The organism is Micromonospora sp. NBC_00858 (assembly GCF_045207365.1).
Lineage (GTDB): Bacteria > Actinomycetota > Actinomycetes > Mycobacteriales > Micromonosporaceae > Micromonospora.
This window is the reverse complement of sequence record NZ_CP108828.1, coordinates 3,414,500-3,431,703: the sequence shown is the minus strand read 5'-3', so window position 1 is coordinate 3,431,703 and position 17,204 is coordinate 3,414,500. Positions and strand designations below refer to the sequence as shown.

Sequence of the window (17,204 nt, the reverse complement as noted above, 5' to 3'; positions counted from 1 at the left end):
TTGGCGCGGGAGTCGAGGGTCAACGGCGGTCAGCTTCTGGGCGTGGGTGCCGGCATGGCGACGCAGGTCAAGCCAGGTCACTGCCCCGCGACTCCCGGGCGTGTCCACACTTTCTAAACCGTGTGTCGCAGGTTCGAATCCTGCCGGGGGCACCAGGTCAACGCCTTGATCAACGATCGCTGTTCCGCCTTCCGGGGCTTCGTGCCCGCTGCGTGCCCGATCGCTTTGCCGCCTTCGCCCTGCTCGCGCCCAGGTGCTCGGCGACCTCAGCGTCCCGTCCGTCGACCGGCTGCCGGTTCGATTAGCTGTCAGGTGAGCCGGTGGTCGAGGGCGGTGTGGCGGCGGCCGGCGCCGACGGTGCGCACGGCGGCGGCGAGAGCCCGCCGCGAGCCGACGAGGACGACGAGTTTCTTGGCGCGGGTGACGGCGGTGTAGAGCAGGTTGCGTTGCAGCATCATCCAGGCGCTCGTGGTGAGGGGGATGACCACTGCGGGGTATTCGGAGCCCTGGGATCGGTGGATGGTCATGGCGTAGGCGTGGGCGAGTTCGTCGAGTTCGTCGAAGTCGTAGTCGATGCTTTCGTCCTCGTCGGTGCGCACCGTGAGGGTCTGTTCGTCTGGGGAGAGGGCGGTGACGATGCCGAGGGTGCCATTGAAGACACCAGCCTGGCCCTTGTCGTAGTTGTTGCGAATCTGGGTGACCTTGTCGCCGATGCGGAACACCCGCCCACCCATTCGCCGCTCCGGCTGGCCCTCGCGGTGCGGGGTGAGGCGCTGCTGGAGCAGGGTGTTGAGTGCGCCGGCGCCGGCGGGGCCGCGGTGCATGGGGGTGAGGACCTGAACGTCCCGGCGCGGGTCGAGCCCGAACTTTGCGGGGATGCGGGTGTATGCGACGTCGACGGTCAGAGCGGCGGTGGCGTCGGTGTCGTCGCAGGCGAACAGGAAGAAATCCGACAGGCCTTCCAGGAGGGGTGAGCGGCCGGCGTTGATGCGGTGGGCGTTGGTGACGACGCCGGACTGGGCGGCCTGGCGGAAGATCTGCGTCAACCGCACCCGCGGGATCGCGGGGGCGGCGAGCAGGTCGCGCAGGACCTCTCCGGCGCCGACGGAGGGGAGTTGGTCGACGTCACCGACCAGCAGTAGGTGCGCGCCGGGCGGAATAGCTTTGACGAGTTTGTTGGCCAGAATCAGGTCGAGCATGGAGGCCTCGTCGACGACGAGCAGGTCCACGTCGAGGGGGTTGTCCCGGTCGTAGGAGGCGTCGCCGCCGGGGCGTAGTTGCAGCAGCCGGTGCACGGTGGCCGCGGGGTGCCCGGTGAGCTCGGACAGTCGTTTGGCGGCGCGGCCGGTCGGGGCGACGAGGGTGACCTTGGCTTTCTTAGCGGCGGCGAGTTCGACGATCGAGCGGACGGTGAAGCTCTTGCCGCAGCCCGGCCCGCCCGTCAGCACCGCCACCTTCGACGTCAGCGCCAGGCGGACGGCCTGTTCCTGCTCCGGGGCCAGGTCGGCGCGGGTGCGCACCTTCAACCACGCGAGGGCCTTGCCCCACGCAACGCCGGCGAAGTGGGGCAGCCGGTCGGCCCGGTCGTTGAGCAGGCGCAGCAGGGAGCCAGCGAGGGACTGCTCGGCGCGGTGGAACGGCACCAGATACACCGCCTGCACCGGCTCCCCGTCCGGGCCGGGCAGCGTCTCGCGGACGACGCCCTCGTCGGCGGCGAGGTCGTCGAGGCAGCGGGTGACGAGGTCGCCGGGCACGTCGAGGATCTTCGTGGCGTCGGCGACGAGCTGCGTGGCAGGCAGGAAGCAGTGGCCGCTGTCGGTGGCCTCGGAAAGGGTGTACTGCAGCCCGGCCATGACCCGCTGGGGGCTGTCGTGGGGGATCCCGACGGCTTGGGCGATGGTGTCGGCGGTCTTGAACCCGATGCCCCACACGTCCGCGGCCAGCCGGTACGGCTCCTTCGTGACCACGCCGATGGAAGCGTCGCCGTACTGCTTGAAGATCCGCACTCCTAGGGACGTCGACACCCCGACGCCTTGCAGGAAGACCATCACCTCTTTGATGGCTTGCTGCTCCTCCCACGCCGCGGTGATCTTCGCGGTGCGTTTCGGCCCCAGCCCGGGCACCTCGACCAGCCGGGCGGGTTCCTCCTCGATCACCTGCAGGGTGTCCAGGCCGAAGTGGGCCACGATCCGCTCGGCGAACACCGGCCCGATACCTTTGACCAGGCCGGAGCCGAGGTAGCGCTGGATGCCCTGGATCGTGGCCGGCAGGACCGTGGTGTAGGAGTCGACCTCGAACTGCCGGCCGTACTTCGGATGCGACGACCACCACCCCGACAACCGCAGGCTCTCCCCAGGCTGCGCCCCCAACAACGACCCCACCACGGTCAACAGGTCGCTGCTGCGGTCGGTAGCCACCCGGGCCACGGTGTAGCCCGTCTCCTCGTTGACATACGTCAGCCGCTCCAGCACCGCGTCCAGCGTGGCAAGCGGCACACGGGCGGCGGCGGTCACGGCAACCATCGTGCCGGCTGCCCGATCCGCCCCGCCACCCGCCCCGGCCGGCGGGACCGCCTGCGGCGGTAGGTCCGCTCGCCATACGCGGTGGGCGAGGTACCGCAACAGGTCCAGGATGTGGCGCTTCGCCTCCGCAGGAACGGAATCGTTCGCCAGCCGCTGGCGGATCGCCCTGCTGTCGGCCTCGACCTCACCCGCGCCGCGACCGGGCGCCTGGCTTCCGGAAGGTCCCTGGGCAAGCGACCCTGCGGCAGTGTGGCTCACGGTAGACGCGATCACTTGGTGATCAACTCTCACATCAGCGATGCCTGCGATCACCGCTGGCACTGGCCTTGACCGCACGCGATCAGGCCGCGGCGGTCGCCGGACGTTTGGTAATGCCATCCGGGACGCCGCGATTTCACGGCCGGACTACCTCAAGCGCGTGGGCTCCGGCCTGCTCCGACGGCGGCGACCGTCAGGAGGTGACCGGTGTCGTCGTACCTGTGGGGCTTGCCGGTGGCGACGCCGGGTCGGTGGACGGGGAGCCGCTGGGCGCCGGGCTGCTCGGCCCCGGCGTGCCGCCCGACGGGGTCGGACCAGGTGTGGACGGGGCCGGGGTGGGGCTGCCGGACGGGCTGGGAGTGGCGGTGGGCGGCGGCAACGAGGGGGCGCCGGTCGATCCGGGCGTCGGACGCACCGTCGGCTTCGTGGTCGGTGGCCTGATGGCCGGGCTCGTGGCCGTCGGCTTCGGTGCGCTGGTCGCCGAGCGCGGAGTCGCCGGGTCGGCGGTCGGCTGGCGCAGCGACTCGGTCTGGGCCACCGGAACGGTCGGTGGTGCGATGTCGGTGGGAGACGGACCGGAGACGACGTCCGCACTGGGCGTCGCCGGGAGATCCGGCGTGGGGGTGGCCGGTGCCGGCCGGAGGTCCGGCGCGTCGGCGGCCCGCGCCTGTACGGCGCCGCCGGAGTCAGCCTCGGCGTCTCCGATCAGCGCGAAGCCGAGGCCCGCTCCGCCGACCAGCAGGGCGGCGAGGGCTCCGGTCGCGACGGGCAGCGCGGCCGAACGGGGTGGGCGGGGACGCCGGTGGGCGGGCAACGAACACTCCTGACCTGCTGGGACGACTGAGCTGGCGCGACGACGTCGACCCCCGACCCTGCCGCCCGCCATGCGCGACCGCCAATGGCCGGACGGCGGGGGTGACCGGGATCACCACCAATCAGGCATGCGGCGGCCGAGGCAGCCACCAGACCGACATGTCGGACGAGCGCGCCGATGCGGCGGAGATCAACGCCCTGTTGCCCGGCTCGCCGAGCCGGAAATGCTGACCGGCATGGAGAAGCGCGGGCGGTCGGCGGCGTGGACCTGGCCATCGACCCGCCGGCCTGGCTGACCGGCTCGGCTGGGGACTGGCGCGTCGCGCTGGACGCCGGGCAGCCGGGTACCAGCCGGCCGCTGCAATTCTCGTCGATGTCGCAGCCGCGCGGGTCGAAGTGGATGCCCAGGGCGCTGCTCAGCATCGGCAACGCGTCCGGGGTGGCCGCCCATCGTCGGGTGCGCTGCTTGCGGGAGGCGACGACGACCTCGCCGGGCAGGTAGGGGTAGATCCTGTCCTGTTCGTCGGCGTCGTCGTGCAGCACCTTGATCGCCGCGCGCAGCCGCGACGGGTTGCCCGGGTCGGCCTCGCCCACCATCGTCCGCGGATCCTCCGCGGTGATCAGCGGGGCGCCGGTCTCGTCGTCCAGTTCGCCGACGATGACGTAGGACTCGTGCAGCCAGAGCATCTTGTTGTGGGTATCCGAGGCCACCACCGACAGGCCGGCCCGCTCCCAGACCGCCGCGGCCTCGGCGTCGCCGGTGACGTCGGCGTCCCGCGCGGTGCGGAACCCGACCGGGGTCATCCGCTCCGACCCGGCCGAGGTGATCAGCTCGGCGAAGTTCCACCGGCTGTGCAACGCCTCGAAGGACTCCCGGGCCGCCTCCGCGCCCTCGGGCATCGGCGGCGATCCGGCGTAGTAGTTGTGCAGCTTCCACAGCCGCTGGCGCCGGTTCCGGTCGTTGAGCTGGAAGAGCAGCCGCTTCATCCACCAGCCGGGAGAGTTGCGCTGCTCCACGTCGATCGGCACGCCGCGCACCTCCTCGGTGCGCGATCGGCTATGGCTAATCGACGGCTTATTAGCGGATTAAATCCGCCATAATCGGCGCCCGAGTGTCAGCGGGCGCCGATACTCTTCACCACGCGGAAGGTCGGGGTCCGAAGGACTTCTGCACCCGGCCGCCCGAGGCAGTGAACGCCGAGGGCAACGACCCCGGGCCTTCCGTCCAAACCTCGGTCCGCGTTCGGGTCGCGGCCCGATGCCGGCGCCGCCCGTATCCCCCGCAACGGGCGGCGTCCGGCATTTACCGGATCCGCTTCGCGGCGTACGCCTTGCGCCGGCGCGGCTTCACGTTGGCGGCGATCGCGTCGCCGCGCGCCTCGAAACTGAGCACCGCGGCCATCACACTGTCGATGCGGCGAGGCGATTTCGGGTAATCCATCCCGATCTGCACCCCAGCGTTCGTGAGCTTGCGGCGAGCATTCGAGGCATGGCGCCACAGCGTCATCGCCAGCACGGCGCCCTGACGAGACACTTACGGTTGCGGGGCCGGCGGTTCGTCCGGCCCCGCAACCAATGCGAGGGACGATGACTGAACCACTGGGCAGCGTCGAGGCGCTGCTGGCGCCAGATCACCGCGTCATCATCGTCGCGGGTGTGGCTGCCGAGTTCCTGGACCTGCCCGCCAGGGCCAGCGCGCTTTGCTACGCCAGCGACGACGTCCTGTACCTGTTGAGCGCCTCCGGCTCCTACCACCGTGCCCGGGTGGTGCTCGAGTCGTGGGCCGCCGTCCCGCCCGACGACCGGTGGGACGTGGACGCTCAGCAGCAGGTGACCCTGGCCCTGAGCGACGGCACCGTGCACGTCTCCGGCATGTTGGAGTTCCAGGCCAGCTCGATTCTGACCCTCGGGCCGCCGGGCCGCTACCACGCTCAGGTCAGTGTCACCGGGCGTGCCGAACTGCGCCGGATCGAGGCCCAACCGGACCACCCCATCCCCATCATGGACGTGGAACGGTTCCGGGTCCGCTTTTGGGCTGCCAGGCCGGGCCGTGGGTGACCGTAAGGCTGGGCCGATTAAGTCCGACCCGAGGCCGCCCTCGAACTTCGGTTATCACGAGCCCGACCTTGACGCGCGACTACGGCCTGCGCTGGAGCCGGTGCGCGCGTCGGCTGGTGGATCCCACGCGCGCTCACTGCCACGGTCAGCTCGCGACTCGCCGGCCACCGACGCTTCGACCCCACCATCTACCAGCAGCGCCACGGAGTCGAGTGCGGCCGGTGAGGGCTGCCAGGGCGAGGGTGGTGAGGTGCCGGCTTGCGCGTGCCACGCCCCGAGTTGATCAAAAGCGGATGGTCGGGTCAGTGAGCCGGGCGGCGGCGATGATCTGGCCTATGGCCTCCTCGGTGACGCCGAGGTAGGTCGCGATGTCGATGACCTTCGGGGATCGACTCAGCGCGTCAGCTGACGGTTAGGTCGTCGGATGTTGGCCACACGTCGCTGCCTCGCAGGTCCAGTTTCTCGCCTAGCGCTTGCCGCCACTCGGGCGCGGTGAACGGCTCGCCCCAGTAGTCGGTCACCCGGATCGCCTCGCCATTGCGCAGCTCGGCGATCGAGACGTTGCGGTAGATCCGGCCGTCACCATAATCGTTGCTCCACTCGACGACCAAGGTGTCTCCGCAGGAGTGCCGCATGCCGACGCCGAGCCGCAGCCCGACGAAGTGTGACTCCACTTCCGCTATTCGCGCCCGTCCCCGGATCAGCTCGCCAGACTGCGGCCACTGGCGCACCGCATCCTGCGCGAGCGGTACGCCGAGAATGCGCTCAAGCCGAGTGTTCGAATCGCCGTCCACTCCTGAAATTTTACTGAAAGATCACCCCGGCGGTGCGGAGATCGCCTGACGAGTGCCAAATCGCGCCTGGCCCTGCTCCCGTTGACGTGCAGACGGACCTTGCCTACCGGCGGAATCACCCCTGCACAAAGCGGCCAGAGTCTGACGCTGCTCATTGTCGAGCGCATGGGCGAGGGTCCGTTGCGTTGTCTGATCGGGAGATGCCGTCAGGCCGGATCGGGTCCGGCGGTCAGATCACCTGGGCGAGCTCACTGAACGCCGTAGCGACTCGGAGCTTGGGCTGACTGTCGAGTCCGAGTTCGTAGTGTCCGCGTCGTATGTTTTGCATGAAGGCGTGTCCGGCGATGATCACTTGTGCGGTCTGGTCGGTCCGGAGCCCGCGCATGGGTCGTAGCCGGTGTTTGAGTTGGCTGTGATCGGCCTCGATCGGATTGTTGGCGTGCTGCTCGAGGTGGTGCCGGGCCGAGGGGATGAGGTCGTCGAGCACGGCGGGGTAGACCGGGGCGGCGTCGGTGACGACTTCGCTGGGCGTCACCTTCAGCATCCGCAGTGCACGTTGGAAGAACCGCCGGGCCGCGGCGGCATCTCGGGAGCCGAGACGAGCACGTCAATTACCTGCCCGTGTTGGTCGATCGCGCGGTAGACGTAGCGCCACACGCCGTTGACCCTGACGTAGGTCTCGTCGACAAACCACCGATCACCGGGCGAGTGACGGGCGAACCGGGCGGCATCGGCCAACAGCGGGGTGAACCGTTGCACCCACCGGAACACGGTGACGTGGTCAACCTCAACTCCGCGTTCGATGAGCAGTTCTCCACGTTTCGGTAGGACAGGTTGTAGTGCAGGTACCACCGGACCGCGACGACGATCACCTCGGAGGGGAAACGGAACCCGGTGAACGCCGACGTCGGTGGCGACCAAGGGCGACGACGGCTCGATAGCTTCACCCGCCAAGCCTGCCTCGACCCCTGGCCACCGGCAACGCAACAGCGCCGTTTCGTCGTTCACCGTCCTGGCGGCAGCCGGTCGCGTCATCATGACCGCGTAGCTGCTTCGGTTGCCGTCCGGGCGTCGGTGGGTGGAGGGGGTGGACGGACGTGCAGGAGGTGGTGGTAGCGCCGGTGGTCACCGGCGCCACGTCGGCGGGCCTGGCGGACATGGTGTGGGACAACGCGCGCCAGGATCCCGAAGGTGTGCAGTTCGTGCGCCCGCATCCGGTTCCCCGGTCCTGGCCGGCCCCGCGATCTGTGCGGGGCGGGGGCGTGCCGGTGACGTGCGCGCAGTTCCGCGACGACGTGCTTTCCCTCGCACGGGGCCTGCTCGCCGCAGGGATCGGGCACGGTGACCGGGTGGGGTTGATGAGCCGCACCCGCTACGAATGGACCCTCGTCGATTACGCGTTGTGGTCGATCGGGGCGGTCACCGTCCCGATCTACGACACGTCCAGCCCGGAGCAGATGGAATGGATTCTGGCTGACTCCGGTGCGGTGGGATGTGTGGTGGAGGCCGACAAGCACGCCGCGATGCTCGCCGGCCTGCGTGATGACCTGCCCGCGGTACGCCAGGTATGGCGGATCGACGCCGGGGACCTGATCGCGCTGGCCGGTCGGGGTCGCGCCGTCGACGACGCTCAGGTCGACGCCCGCCGCACGGCGGTCTCGGGCAGCGATGTGGCGACGATTGTCTACACCAGTGGCACGACCGGCCGGCCGAAGGGCTGTGTGCTGACGCACCGCAACATCTACTGCGACATCACCAACGCCACCGCCGTGCTGCCGGAGCTGTTGCATCCGGGGGCGTCGACGGTGCTGTTCCTGCCGTTGGCGCATGCGTTCGCCCGGCTCATCCAGGTCGGCATGGTGCACGCCCGCGCCACCCTGGTGCACAGCGCCGACATGACCGGCGTACTCGAGCAACTACGGCAGCACCGCCCCACCTTCATCCTCGCCGTGCCGAGGGTTTTCGAGAAGATGCACACCCAGGCACGGCAGAAGGCCGCCGACGCGCACCAGGAACGGCTGTTCACGGTCGCGGACACCGTCGCCGTGCGCTACAGCCGCGCCATGGACACGCCAAAGGGTCCAGGAGTACTGCTGCGGCTGGCGCGCGTGGTGTTCGACGTAATCGCCTACCGGAAACTGCGGGCCACGCTGGGCGGACGCTGCCGCACCGCGATCGTCGGCGGCGCCCCGCTGGGGGAGCGGCTCGGGCATTTCTTCCGCGGCGCCGGGCTGACAGCGCTGGAAGGATACGGGCTGACCGAGACGTCACCGGCGTTGACGCTGAACCTGCCGTCCGCGATGCGGATCGGTACGGTCGGCCGCCCGATACCCGGCGTGGAGATCCGCATCGCCGACGACAGGGAGGTCCTCGCACGCGGCGAGGTGGTGTTCCCCGGCTATTGGAACAACCCTGACGCCACCGCGGCGACATTCACCGACGACGGGTGGCTGCGCACCGGGGACCTGGGCAGCCTCGACGACGACGGCTTCCTGCGCATCACCGGCCGCACGAAAGAGATCATCGTGACGGCGGCGGGCACCAACCTCGCCCCCGCCCCCATCGAGGAGAGCATTCGCGCGCATCCCCTGATCAGTCAGTGCATGCTCGTCGGCGACGACCGGCCGTATGTCGCCGCGCTGGTCACCATCGACCCGCAGGCGTGGGAACGCTGGAGCGACACCCATGGCTACCCCCGCGCGTCCCTGACGGACCAGCGAGACAACGCCGAGCTGCGCGAGCAGATCCAGGAAGCCGTCGACCAGGCCAACGAGACGGTGTCCCGGGCGGAACAGGTCAAGACCTTCCGCATCCTGCCCCGAGACCTCACCGAAGCCGACGGCGAACTCACCCCCACCCTCAAGATCAAACGAGAGGCGGTTCAGTCACGCTACACCGCCGACATCGACGCCCTCTACCGCGGCCACTGACCCCGCCACCACCACATCGAAGGACCCTTGTTCAGATTCGGAGAAGCCCGCGATACATCGGCCAACGGCGGCCCACGCCGCCTCCCTCGCCGTCGCCGACGGGCGGCAATGCCAACGGTCGGACTTCCACCGATCGTCGAGCGGCACCTGCCCGACGACCATGAACCAGGAGCCCGCGGCCAGCACACCATCGCCTCGCCGGTAGCCGCCGTAGCCAGCCGGCCCTTGTCTCCGGGTCGTACAGGTCCAGCCCCACCCATCGCTCGAAGGGGCCGACCGCGTCCGCGCCGGCGAGAGCATGTCCGGGACTGCAGGTGGTGTTCGTGTTAGCGAGCGGTGCGTGAAGGGTTCGTTGCAGTGCGGCGGCGTCGCCACGCCTCGGCGAGCATCAGCACGCCGGCCACGATGGCGTAGGCGCCGATAACCTGTGCTATGGCCACTGCGCCGACGTCGGGGCGGAGCAGCAGAAGGACGCCGGCGACGATCGACAAGATCCCGACCACGGCGAGCAGCCACCGGCGCCGCCGCACCAGCAGCGGCCTCCTTGACCGGAAACGCCGTAAGCCGTAGCTTACCGTTCGTGGCTACTTACCATGCTGGCGACGGCTGGGACGCATTGGGAGATCCCACCAGGCGCGCCATCGTGGCGTGCCTGGCCGAACGACCGCGGGCCGTCGGCGAGCTCGCCGAGGCGCTGCCGATCAGCCGGCCAGCGGTATCCCAGCACCTCAAGGTGCTCAAGGACGCCGGACTGGTCACTGACCGCGCTGCCGGCACCCGCCGGGTCTACCGGCTCAACCCGGCGGGCGTGGCCGCGCTGCGCGATCAGCTCGAGACGTACTGGAACCGCGCGCTGGACAGTTACCAGGACGTCGCCGAACAACCGACCGAGGAGAGGTCATGACCCAAGCAGCTGAAGTCGTGGTGCGCCGGCACATCGTCGTCGAGGCACCGATCGAACGGGCCTTCACCGTGTTCACCGAGCGGTTCGGCGACTTCAAACCGCCGGAGCACAACCTCCTCGGTGCAGCTATTGCCGAGACCGTGTTCGAACCGAAGGTCGGCGGACACATCTACGACCGGAGCGTCGACGGCCGCGAGTGCCGCTGGGCGCGGGTGCTGGCCTACGAGCCACCGGACCGCGTCGTGTTCAGCTGGGACATCAGCCCGCAATGGCAGATCGAGACCGACCCGGACAACACCAGCGAGGTCGAGGTCAAGTTCATCGCCGAAACCCCAGACCGCACTCGGGTGGAACTGGAGCACCGCCACCTCGACCGGCACGGCCCCGGCTGGCAGGCCGTCAGCGACGGCGTCGCCCACGACCAGGGATGGCCGCTGTACCTCACCCGGTACGCCGCACTGTTCACCGAGGGCAGCTGAATGCCGCCGATCACCGCCACTACAGAAGTGGACCGGTCGGCGGAGGACGTGTTCGCCTACGCCACCGACCCGACCCGCTTCCACGAGTGGCAGAAAGGTGTCATCGACGGCCACATGGACCAGCCGGGCACCCCCGCCGTCGGAGCGCGGTGCCAGACCACCCGGCGCATCGGCGGCGCCAACCGTCCCAGCACCGCCGAAGTCGTGCACATCAACCCACCCACGACCTGGGCGTCCGCGGCATCGCCGACCCCATCAGGGCCATCGTCGACGTCACCGTCGAACCCCTGACCGCCCACCGATCCCGCCTCACCATCGCCGTCGACTTCCAGGGCCACGGCATCGGCAAGCTACTCGTCCCGCTCATCGTCCGCCGCGAAGCACGCAAGGAGATGCCGACCAACCTCGCGACACTGAAGCAGCGACTCGAGAGCCGTTAGGCGCCAGCACGGCGAGCGATACCAGCACGAGCGGATCCCGGTCGACTCGCCGCAGATGAGTTTCACCTGGAGGCATCTGGCAGTCGTTACCCGCGCGCCGGGAGCGGGAACGATGTACTGATCGCCTATGGCGCACGACCGGGCGAGCAGGGCGCACTTGGGCAGCCCTGCTCGCCGTCCGGTACACGGTAGCCAGATCGAACTGGTCACTCGCAGCGGTCGTCGGCGCCCCGGCCGTGCGCCTCGCAGCAGTCGGGGCGGTGCCGGTACACCCGCAGGTCGCGTCCCCGCCGGTGGGCGAACTCGGGCGTGATCTCGTACAGGCACGCCCGCCAGACGACGGTTTCCCCGCCGCCGGCCACCACCTGGCCGTCGCCGGGCCCGCCGTGACGCTCGACGAACGTGTCGAAGTCGGGTCTCGGTGCACATGTGCCTGAAGTTGTACGCAGCGTCGGTGTGATGGGCGAAGGGGAACGCCAGGCGGCACCGACGCCCCGAGGGCATGGTTTCGCGGCACTTCACCCCGACCAGCTCGTCCTGGATCAACCAGGTGAAACGCTGGTTCGGCTTCCTGACCGACCAGATGATCCGCCGCGGCACCCACAAATCCGTGCAGGCACTGGAAGCCGACGTCCGCTCGTGGGTCGCCAATTGGAACGAGAAGGAGGTCCTGGTGCCCTGTGGGGAGGTCACCACGCTGCGCGCGGACCTGGCCGCGGCGGAAGGGCTGCGGCAACCACCCCCGACTGGAGAACGGCGCCCACCGAGGCGACACTCGGCACCACCGGCACGCCCTCATGCCCAAACCCGCACCCCACGACGATCAATCATCCACGCACATCAACATTCTTGAGGTCGTGGAACGTCGAGGTATAGGAACGTCGCCACGCCCGCACCGTGCTCGACGAATACGGCCCAGTTCAACGGCCATCGTCCACACCAGAGCCTCGTCCAACACCCACCGGACCACGATCCGGCCGTCGTCATCCCGATCGACGCCCCGATACGGCGCCGCCGAGTCCTCGGTGGCATGATCAACGAGTACCAGCGAGGCGCCCGGCGACAACGCAACAGCGCCGGCATCAGAGCCTTCCTCGGGCTACCGGATCGGGCGGAGATCACTATGTGTCGAGAACGAATGTGATCAGCAGGTTCACCTGGTAGCCCGTCGCGGTACCCGCGCCATCGAAGTTTATCCGCTGCTCCTTGACCCAGGCGCTGGTCACCTTCCGTAACGTCTGGTTGGCGCGGGCGACGCCGATCATGATGGCGTCCTCGAAGCTCAAATCGGACGTTGCGCTGATCTCGGTGACGCGAGCGACTGTGCCGGCCATTGGCTGCTCCCTGTTCGCGGATCCTTCTTACACGGTAGGCGGTGGCTGCCGCGCCCGAGGCATTCCTTCCCAATCGGCTACGCGCGCTGCCGAAACCCGCGCAGCACGGACCAGCCGTGCTCGTGTCGTGCATGCCGGTACGCGGGTCGTCGGTTGTTTCGGCGAGATCCGCCTGAGTTCTGGACTTGTCCGTCTCGTCCCGCACAGACCGGTGGAGGGTATCGAAGCCGCTAGTGGCGGTCCTGCGCATGACGAGGCGACGATCAAGGCACGACCAACGGCCACGCTGCCTGCTGCCGTTGCTGATGTGAGTTCTGCTCGCCCCAACGAGAAGGTTCGGGTAGAGCGGCGGCCGGAGGCGAGGCGGATGTTCGTGTCGGTGCCGCGTAGGTGCCCTCGCCGTCGCAGGCCTCGATTCACAAGACCGGCAACAACTGGTTGATCAAGCTCGTGGCCGTGCTCGTCGGTGCCACCTCAGCCAGCAGGACCGGAGTGAGATCAGCCGGCCAGGTAAACCCTGATCAGGCCGACGGCACCCGCGCCAGGGCTGAGGCCAGGACCGGGTCAGCGCTGAGCCAGTCCAGCCTTGGCGTCGCATCGGGTCGCCCATGCCGGGCGCGACCGGCGTCACGCGCAGCGCCAGATACCTAAGCGCGACCGGCAACGGTGTGGTCGGCTTGAGCGAGGCCAACCCCGGCACAAGCGGACCATCGCCATTGCCATTCACAAGGAGTGTCGCCCATGACCGCTGTCGAACCAGCCGCCACACCTTTCGCGGCCGCCTCAGCGCCGGTGAAGCGGGACCGGAATGAGATCTTCGTCGAGTACACCAAGTCGATCTGTCCGGTGTGCAAGGTGGTCGTGGACGCGCAGGTCAACATCCGGGACGGCGGGGTGTACCTGCGTAAGTGCTGTCGCGAGCACGGCCAGTTCGAGGCTCTGGTGTACGGCGACGCGCAGATGTACGTGGACTCGGCCAGGTTCAACAAGCCGGGCACGATCCCGCTGGCCTTCCAGACCGAGGTCAACGAGGGCTGCCCGTCCGACTGCGGGCTGTGTCCGGAGCACAAGCAGCACGCCTGCCTTGGCATCATCGAGGTCAACACCGGCTGCAACCTGGACTGCCCGATCTGCTTCGCCGACTCCGGCCACCAGCCCGATGGCTACTCCATCAGCCTCGAGCAGTGCGAACGGATGCTCGACGCGTTCGTGGCCGCCGAGGGTGAGGCCGAGGTGGTGATGTTCTCGGGCGGCGAACCCACCATCCACAAGCAGGTCCTGGAGTTCATCGACGCCGCGCAGGTCCGCCCGATCAAGGCGGTCAACCTCAACACCAACGGTATCCGGCTGGCCAGCGACAAACGCTTCGTTGACGCTCTGGGCGAGCGCAACCGGCCCGGCCGGGCGGTCAACATCTACCTGCAGTTCGACGGGTTTGATGAGCGCACCCACCGCGAGATCCGCGGCCGGGACCTGCGCGAGATCAAACAGCGCGCCCTGGACAACTGTGCCGCGGCCGGTCTGACCGTCACCCTGGTCGCTGCCGTGGAGCGCGGCCTCAACGAGCACGAGCTCGGCGCGGTCATCGAGTACGGGCTGACCCATCCAGCGGTGCGCAGCGTGTCGTTCCAGCCGGTCACCCACTCCGGCCGGCACGTCGAGTTCGACCCACTGACCCGGTTGACCAACTCCGACATCATCCACCGGATCGTCGCCCAGCTACCCGGCTGGTTCCGCGCCAGCGACTTCTTTCCCGTACCCTGCTGCTTCCCGACCTGCCGGTCGATCACGTACCTGCTCACCGACGGCGCTCCCGGCAGCCCGGACTTCGGCGTGGTACCGATCCCCAGGTTGCTCAACGTCGCCGACTACCTTGACTACGTCTCCAACCGAGTGGTGCCGGACGACGCCATCCGCGAGGTCTTGGAGAAGCTGTGGTCCGCCTCGGCGTTCATGGGCACCGACACCACCAACGAGAAACTCGCCGCCGCGGCGGCGGCCCTCGATTGCGCCGACGCCTGCGGGGTCAACCTGCCCGAGGCGACCGCGAATCTCACCGACCGAGCCTTCATGATCGTCATTCAGGATTTCCAGGATCCGTACACGCTCAATGTCAAGCAGCTGATGAAGTGCTGCGTCGAGGAGATCACCCCCGACGGCCGGCTGATCCCGTTCTGCGCCTACAACTCCGTCGGCTACCGAGAACAGGTCCGCGAGCACATGTCCGGCGTCCCCGTCGCCGACGTCGTCCCCAACGCCGTCGGATTGCAGCCGATGCTGAGCAACTCACCGTACGGGTCGAAGATCGCCCGCCACACCACCACCAACGCCGCGGGCAATGATCAACGGGGCGTGGCGCGTGACACCACCAACGTGGGGAGGCGCATCCGGTGAACCGGACAATTGAACCCGCCGCGGCGGCGCAGGCCAAGGCGTGCTGTGCAGCCACCTACGGCTCCGACGTGGCGGCGCTGCTGCTGGACGACTCCTACCACCCCGGTGGCCTGGCGCTGACCCGCCGGCTGGCCGATCGGCTCGCCCTGCGCGCCGGCGAGCGGGTCCTGGACGTGGCCAGCGGTCGGGGCACCACGGCGCTGACGCTCGCGGCCGAGTGCGGTGTCGATGTCACCGGTGTCGAGCTTTCCGGTGCCAATGTCGCGCTCGCCACCGGCGCGGCGCAGTCCGCCGGCCTCGGCAACCAGGCCCGGTTCCGGGTAGGCGACGCCGAGCGGCTCCCCGTCGACGCGCAGTCGGTCGACGCGGTCGTGTGCGAGTGCGCGTTCTGCACCTTCCCCGACAAGCCCACAGCCGCCAGCGAACTGACCCGGGTGCTCCGCCCGGGCGGCCGGGTCGGGATCACCGACGTCACCGTCGAGCCCGACCGGCTCCCGCCCGAGCTGACCGGGATGGGGGCGTGGATCGCGTGCGTCGCCGACGCGCGCCCCCTCGACGAGTACGCCGCCCTGCTGACCGATGCGGGGCTGACAGTCACCCACACCGAACGCCACGACGACGCGATCGCCGCGATGATCGATCAGATCGAGGCCCGCCTCACCGTCGTGCGGATGACTGCCCGAGCGCGGGCCGATGCCCTCGGCGTGGACTTCGCACGCGCCCCGGCGGTGCTGGCCGCCGCCCGCGCCGCGGTCGCCGACGGTGTTCTCGGCTACGCGCTGCTGACGGCCATAAAACCGCGTTGACGCGAAACCGGTGCTCCGGCACCGGACAGGAGATTGGAGACGATCATGGCAGGACCGCTGCGCGCGAGCTGGACCCTGGCGGCCATGACCGCGGCAGCGGCCGGCGCGGTCGGGTACCTGGGGCTGGTCACCGGCTGGCTCACCCTCGATCTCGGCATCGGCCGGCGGACACGTGCGCTCGGGCCGCAGGTGTTCGAGATCGCCGCGCCCCGTGAGCTGGTCTTCGACGTGATCGCCCAGCCGTACCTCGGCCGGGCCACCCGGGCCCAGCAGGAGAAGATCCAGGTGCTGGAACGCGGTGACGGGATGGTCCTGGCCGCCCACCGTACGGCGGTCGGCCGTGGTCTGGTCACCCAGACGATCGAGACGGTTGCCTTCACCCGCCCCAACACCGTCGACTTCCGCCTCGTACGCGGCCCCGTGCCGCACGTACGGGAACGCTTCACCCTCACCGACGACGGCGGCCACACCCGACTGGAGTACACCGGCGAGATGGGCACCGATGGCTGGGCGCTGGGTGCCGGGTGGGCGGCGGTTGTCGCACGGCGATGGGAGGCGACGGTCGCCGACTCGCTCGCCACGGTGAAGTCCGAGGCCGAACGCCGGCACGCGCTGCGGCGCACAACCTCCCCGGGGGACCGCTCCGGCACGGCCACCAAAGACCCCACCGCCGGCCAGACGGAATGACCATCCTGCGGTGGACGCCGCCACGCCGCCCACCAGTGACCTTCCCGTCGCCGGGTAACCGGTCCGGCACGCCTGCTTGGCGTCCGGATGGCCCGGAGTGCCGCCCGTGGAACGAGTGACGGCGGACCAGGACAAACCGTGGTGTATGGCTGAAGTCGACATCCTCTGCGACCTGTCACCGGCCGAGATGAACCGCCATCGCCGCCACCGCCCCCTCAAAGACCTATCCTGGAGGGGGTGGACATGCAGCCGGCCGACCAGGGCCATCGGCTGCCGCAGGGCCAGGTCGTCTACCCGCACACCGACTGCTGCCGTTCGGCCTGCCGGGGAGGAAGGACGGATGAGCGTGATCGAGGTGTTGTACTTCGACGGCTGCCCGAACCACGAGGGCTTCGTGCCGCATCTGCGGGCGCTGCTCGACACCGCTGGGGTGGATGATCCGATCCACGAGCGCGCGGTGGAGACTGACGTCGACGCGCAGGCACACGGTTTCCTCGGATCGCCGACGCTGCGAATCGACGGCGTGGACGTCGACACAACGGCCGCGCAACGCACGGATTACGGCCTGCAGTGCCGGCTCTACCCCACCGAGGATGGCGTTTGCGGCACCCCGCCCGATCAGTGGATCCTGGCCGCCCTGCAGCGCCGGCAGTCCGCCTTGGCGGCCGGCTGATGGTTGCCCGGATCGATCTAACGCGGCTGCGTGCGCTGCTCGACGCGGGCGCCCAGGCGATCTGATCTCGGCCCCCACCCGGGTACAACGCGTTCATCGATCCGGCAACGCA

16 protein-coding genes and 2 pseudogenes are annotated in these 17,204 nt (G+C 69.2%); 10 read left to right on the top strand and 8 right to left on the bottom strand.

Annotated features, from left to right (window positions below):
* Positions 1–308 precede the first annotated feature (308 nt).
* The 3 genes from OG990_RS15985 to OG990_RS15975 all read right to left on the bottom strand — a co-directional run bounded on the left by OG990_RS15985 (position 309) and on the right by OG990_RS15975 (position 5,109).
* Complete coding sequence (locus tag OG990_RS15985; protein WP_406081231.1) at positions 309–2,522, bottom strand: ATP-dependent RecD-like DNA helicase; 2,214 nt, start codon at positions 2,520–2,522, stop codon at positions 309–311.
* A 963-nt stretch (positions 2,523–3,485) separates the two neighbouring features.
* Positions 3,486–4,622 (bottom strand): hypothetical protein, encoded by a 1,137-nt coding sequence (locus tag OG990_RS15980; protein ID WP_406081230.1) that lies wholly within the window; start codon positions 4,620–4,622, stop codon positions 3,486–3,488.
* Between the two features lie 274 nt (positions 4,623–4,896).
* Complete coding sequence (locus tag OG990_RS15975) at positions 4,897–5,109, bottom strand: hypothetical protein (protein ID WP_406081228.1); 213 nt, start codon at positions 5,107–5,109, stop codon at positions 4,897–4,899.
* A 71-nt stretch (positions 5,110–5,180) separates the two neighbouring features.
* Here OG990_RS15975 and OG990_RS15970 point away from each other — a divergent pair, with 71 nt between their 5' ends.
* Positions 5,181–5,651: a hypothetical protein gene (locus tag OG990_RS15970; RefSeq protein WP_328414930.1), complete on the top strand. Its 471-nt coding sequence runs from the start codon at positions 5,181–5,183 to the stop codon at positions 5,649–5,651.
* 401 nt (positions 5,652–6,052) lie between these two features.
* Here OG990_RS15970 and OG990_RS15965 read toward each other — a convergent pair whose 3' ends face one another.
* Together OG990_RS15965 and OG990_RS15960 are read right to left on the bottom strand one after the other, a co-directional pair.
* Positions 6,053–6,445 (bottom strand): hypothetical protein, encoded by a 393-nt coding sequence (locus tag OG990_RS15965; RefSeq protein ID WP_406081226.1) that lies wholly within the window; start codon positions 6,443–6,445, stop codon positions 6,053–6,055.
* 229 nt (positions 6,446–6,674) lie between these two features.
* Positions 6,675–7,392, bottom strand: a pseudogene (locus OG990_RS15960) (IS6 family transposase).
* A gap of 150 nt (positions 7,393–7,542) precedes the next feature.
* Here OG990_RS15960 and OG990_RS15955 point away from each other — a divergent pair.
* Positions 7,543–9,375 (top strand): AMP-dependent synthetase/ligase, encoded by a 1,833-nt coding sequence (locus OG990_RS15955; protein WP_406081225.1) that lies wholly within the window; start codon positions 7,543–7,545, stop codon positions 9,373–9,375.
* 326 nt (positions 9,376–9,701) lie between these two features.
* On the opposite strand, the gene OG990_RS15950 is transcribed toward OG990_RS15955, so the two are convergent.
* Positions 9,702–9,905, bottom strand: coding sequence for a DUF308 domain-containing protein (locus OG990_RS15950; protein WP_328414935.1), 204 nt, complete (start codon positions 9,903–9,905; stop codon positions 9,702–9,704).
* Positions 9,906–9,955: 50 nt separating this feature from the next.
* On the opposite strand from OG990_RS15950, the gene OG990_RS15945 reads away from it, so the two are divergent.
* Genes OG990_RS15945 through OG990_RS15935 form a run of 3 tightly spaced genes read left to right on the top strand, consistent with a single transcriptional unit; the run spans position 9,956 to position 11,049 of the window.
* Complete coding sequence (locus tag OG990_RS15945) at positions 9,956–10,279, top strand: metalloregulator ArsR/SmtB family transcription factor (protein ID WP_328414937.1); 324 nt, start codon at positions 9,956–9,958, stop codon at positions 10,277–10,279.
* Complete coding sequence (locus tag OG990_RS15940; RefSeq protein ID WP_328414939.1) at positions 10,276–10,758, top strand: SRPBCC family protein; 483 nt, start codon at positions 10,276–10,278, stop codon at positions 10,756–10,758. The genes OG990_RS15945 and OG990_RS15940 overlap by 4 nt, the downstream gene beginning before the upstream one ends.
* Positions 10,759–11,049 (top strand): SRPBCC family protein, encoded by a 291-nt coding sequence (locus OG990_RS15935; protein WP_406081223.1) that lies wholly within the window; start codon positions 10,759–10,761, stop codon positions 11,047–11,049. It abuts the gene before it with no gap.
* 355 nt (positions 11,050–11,404) lie between these two features.
* Here the strand turns inward: OG990_RS15935 and OG990_RS15930 are convergent, their stop codons facing one another.
* Positions 11,405–11,563 carry a hypothetical protein gene (locus tag OG990_RS15930; RefSeq protein ID WP_406081221.1) on the bottom strand — a complete coding sequence of 53 codons (159 nt, stop codon included), beginning with the start codon at positions 11,561–11,563 and terminating at the stop codon, positions 11,405–11,407.
* Positions 11,564–11,685: 122 nt separating this feature from the next.
* Between OG990_RS15930 and OG990_RS15925 the strand changes: the two are divergent.
* Positions 11,686–11,844, top strand: a pseudogene (locus OG990_RS15925) (IS630 family transposase); the annotation flags it as partial.
* Between the two features lie 475 nt (positions 11,845–12,319).
* Here OG990_RS15925 and OG990_RS15920 read toward each other — a convergent pair.
* Positions 12,320–12,532 (bottom strand): dodecin family protein, encoded by a 213-nt coding sequence (locus tag OG990_RS15920; RefSeq protein ID WP_328414949.1) that lies wholly within the window; start codon positions 12,530–12,532, stop codon positions 12,320–12,322.
* Between the two features lie 792 nt (positions 12,533–13,324).
* On the opposite strand from OG990_RS15920, the gene OG990_RS15915 reads away from it, so the two are divergent.
* From OG990_RS15915 to OG990_RS15900, 4 genes are all read left to right on the top strand, one after another.
* Positions 13,325–14,926: a radical SAM protein gene (locus tag OG990_RS15915; protein WP_406081767.1), complete on the top strand. Its 1,602-nt coding sequence runs from the start codon at positions 13,325–13,327 to the stop codon at positions 14,924–14,926.
* Positions 14,923–15,732, top strand: coding sequence for a methyltransferase domain-containing protein (locus tag OG990_RS15910; protein WP_328414951.1), 810 nt, complete (start codon positions 14,923–14,925; stop codon positions 15,730–15,732). Before OG990_RS15915 ends, OG990_RS15910 begins: the two co-directional genes overlap by 4 nt.
* Before the next feature lie 45 nt (positions 15,733–15,777).
* Positions 15,778–16,419, top strand: a complete 642-nt coding sequence (locus OG990_RS15905; protein WP_328414953.1) for an SRPBCC family protein — start codon at positions 15,778–15,780, stop codon at positions 16,417–16,419.
* Between the two features lie 340 nt (positions 16,420–16,759).
* Positions 16,760–17,092: a hypothetical protein gene (locus tag OG990_RS15900; protein WP_328414955.1), complete on the top strand. Its 333-nt coding sequence runs from the start codon at positions 16,760–16,762 to the stop codon at positions 17,090–17,092.
* Positions 17,093–17,204 lie beyond the last annotated feature (112 nt).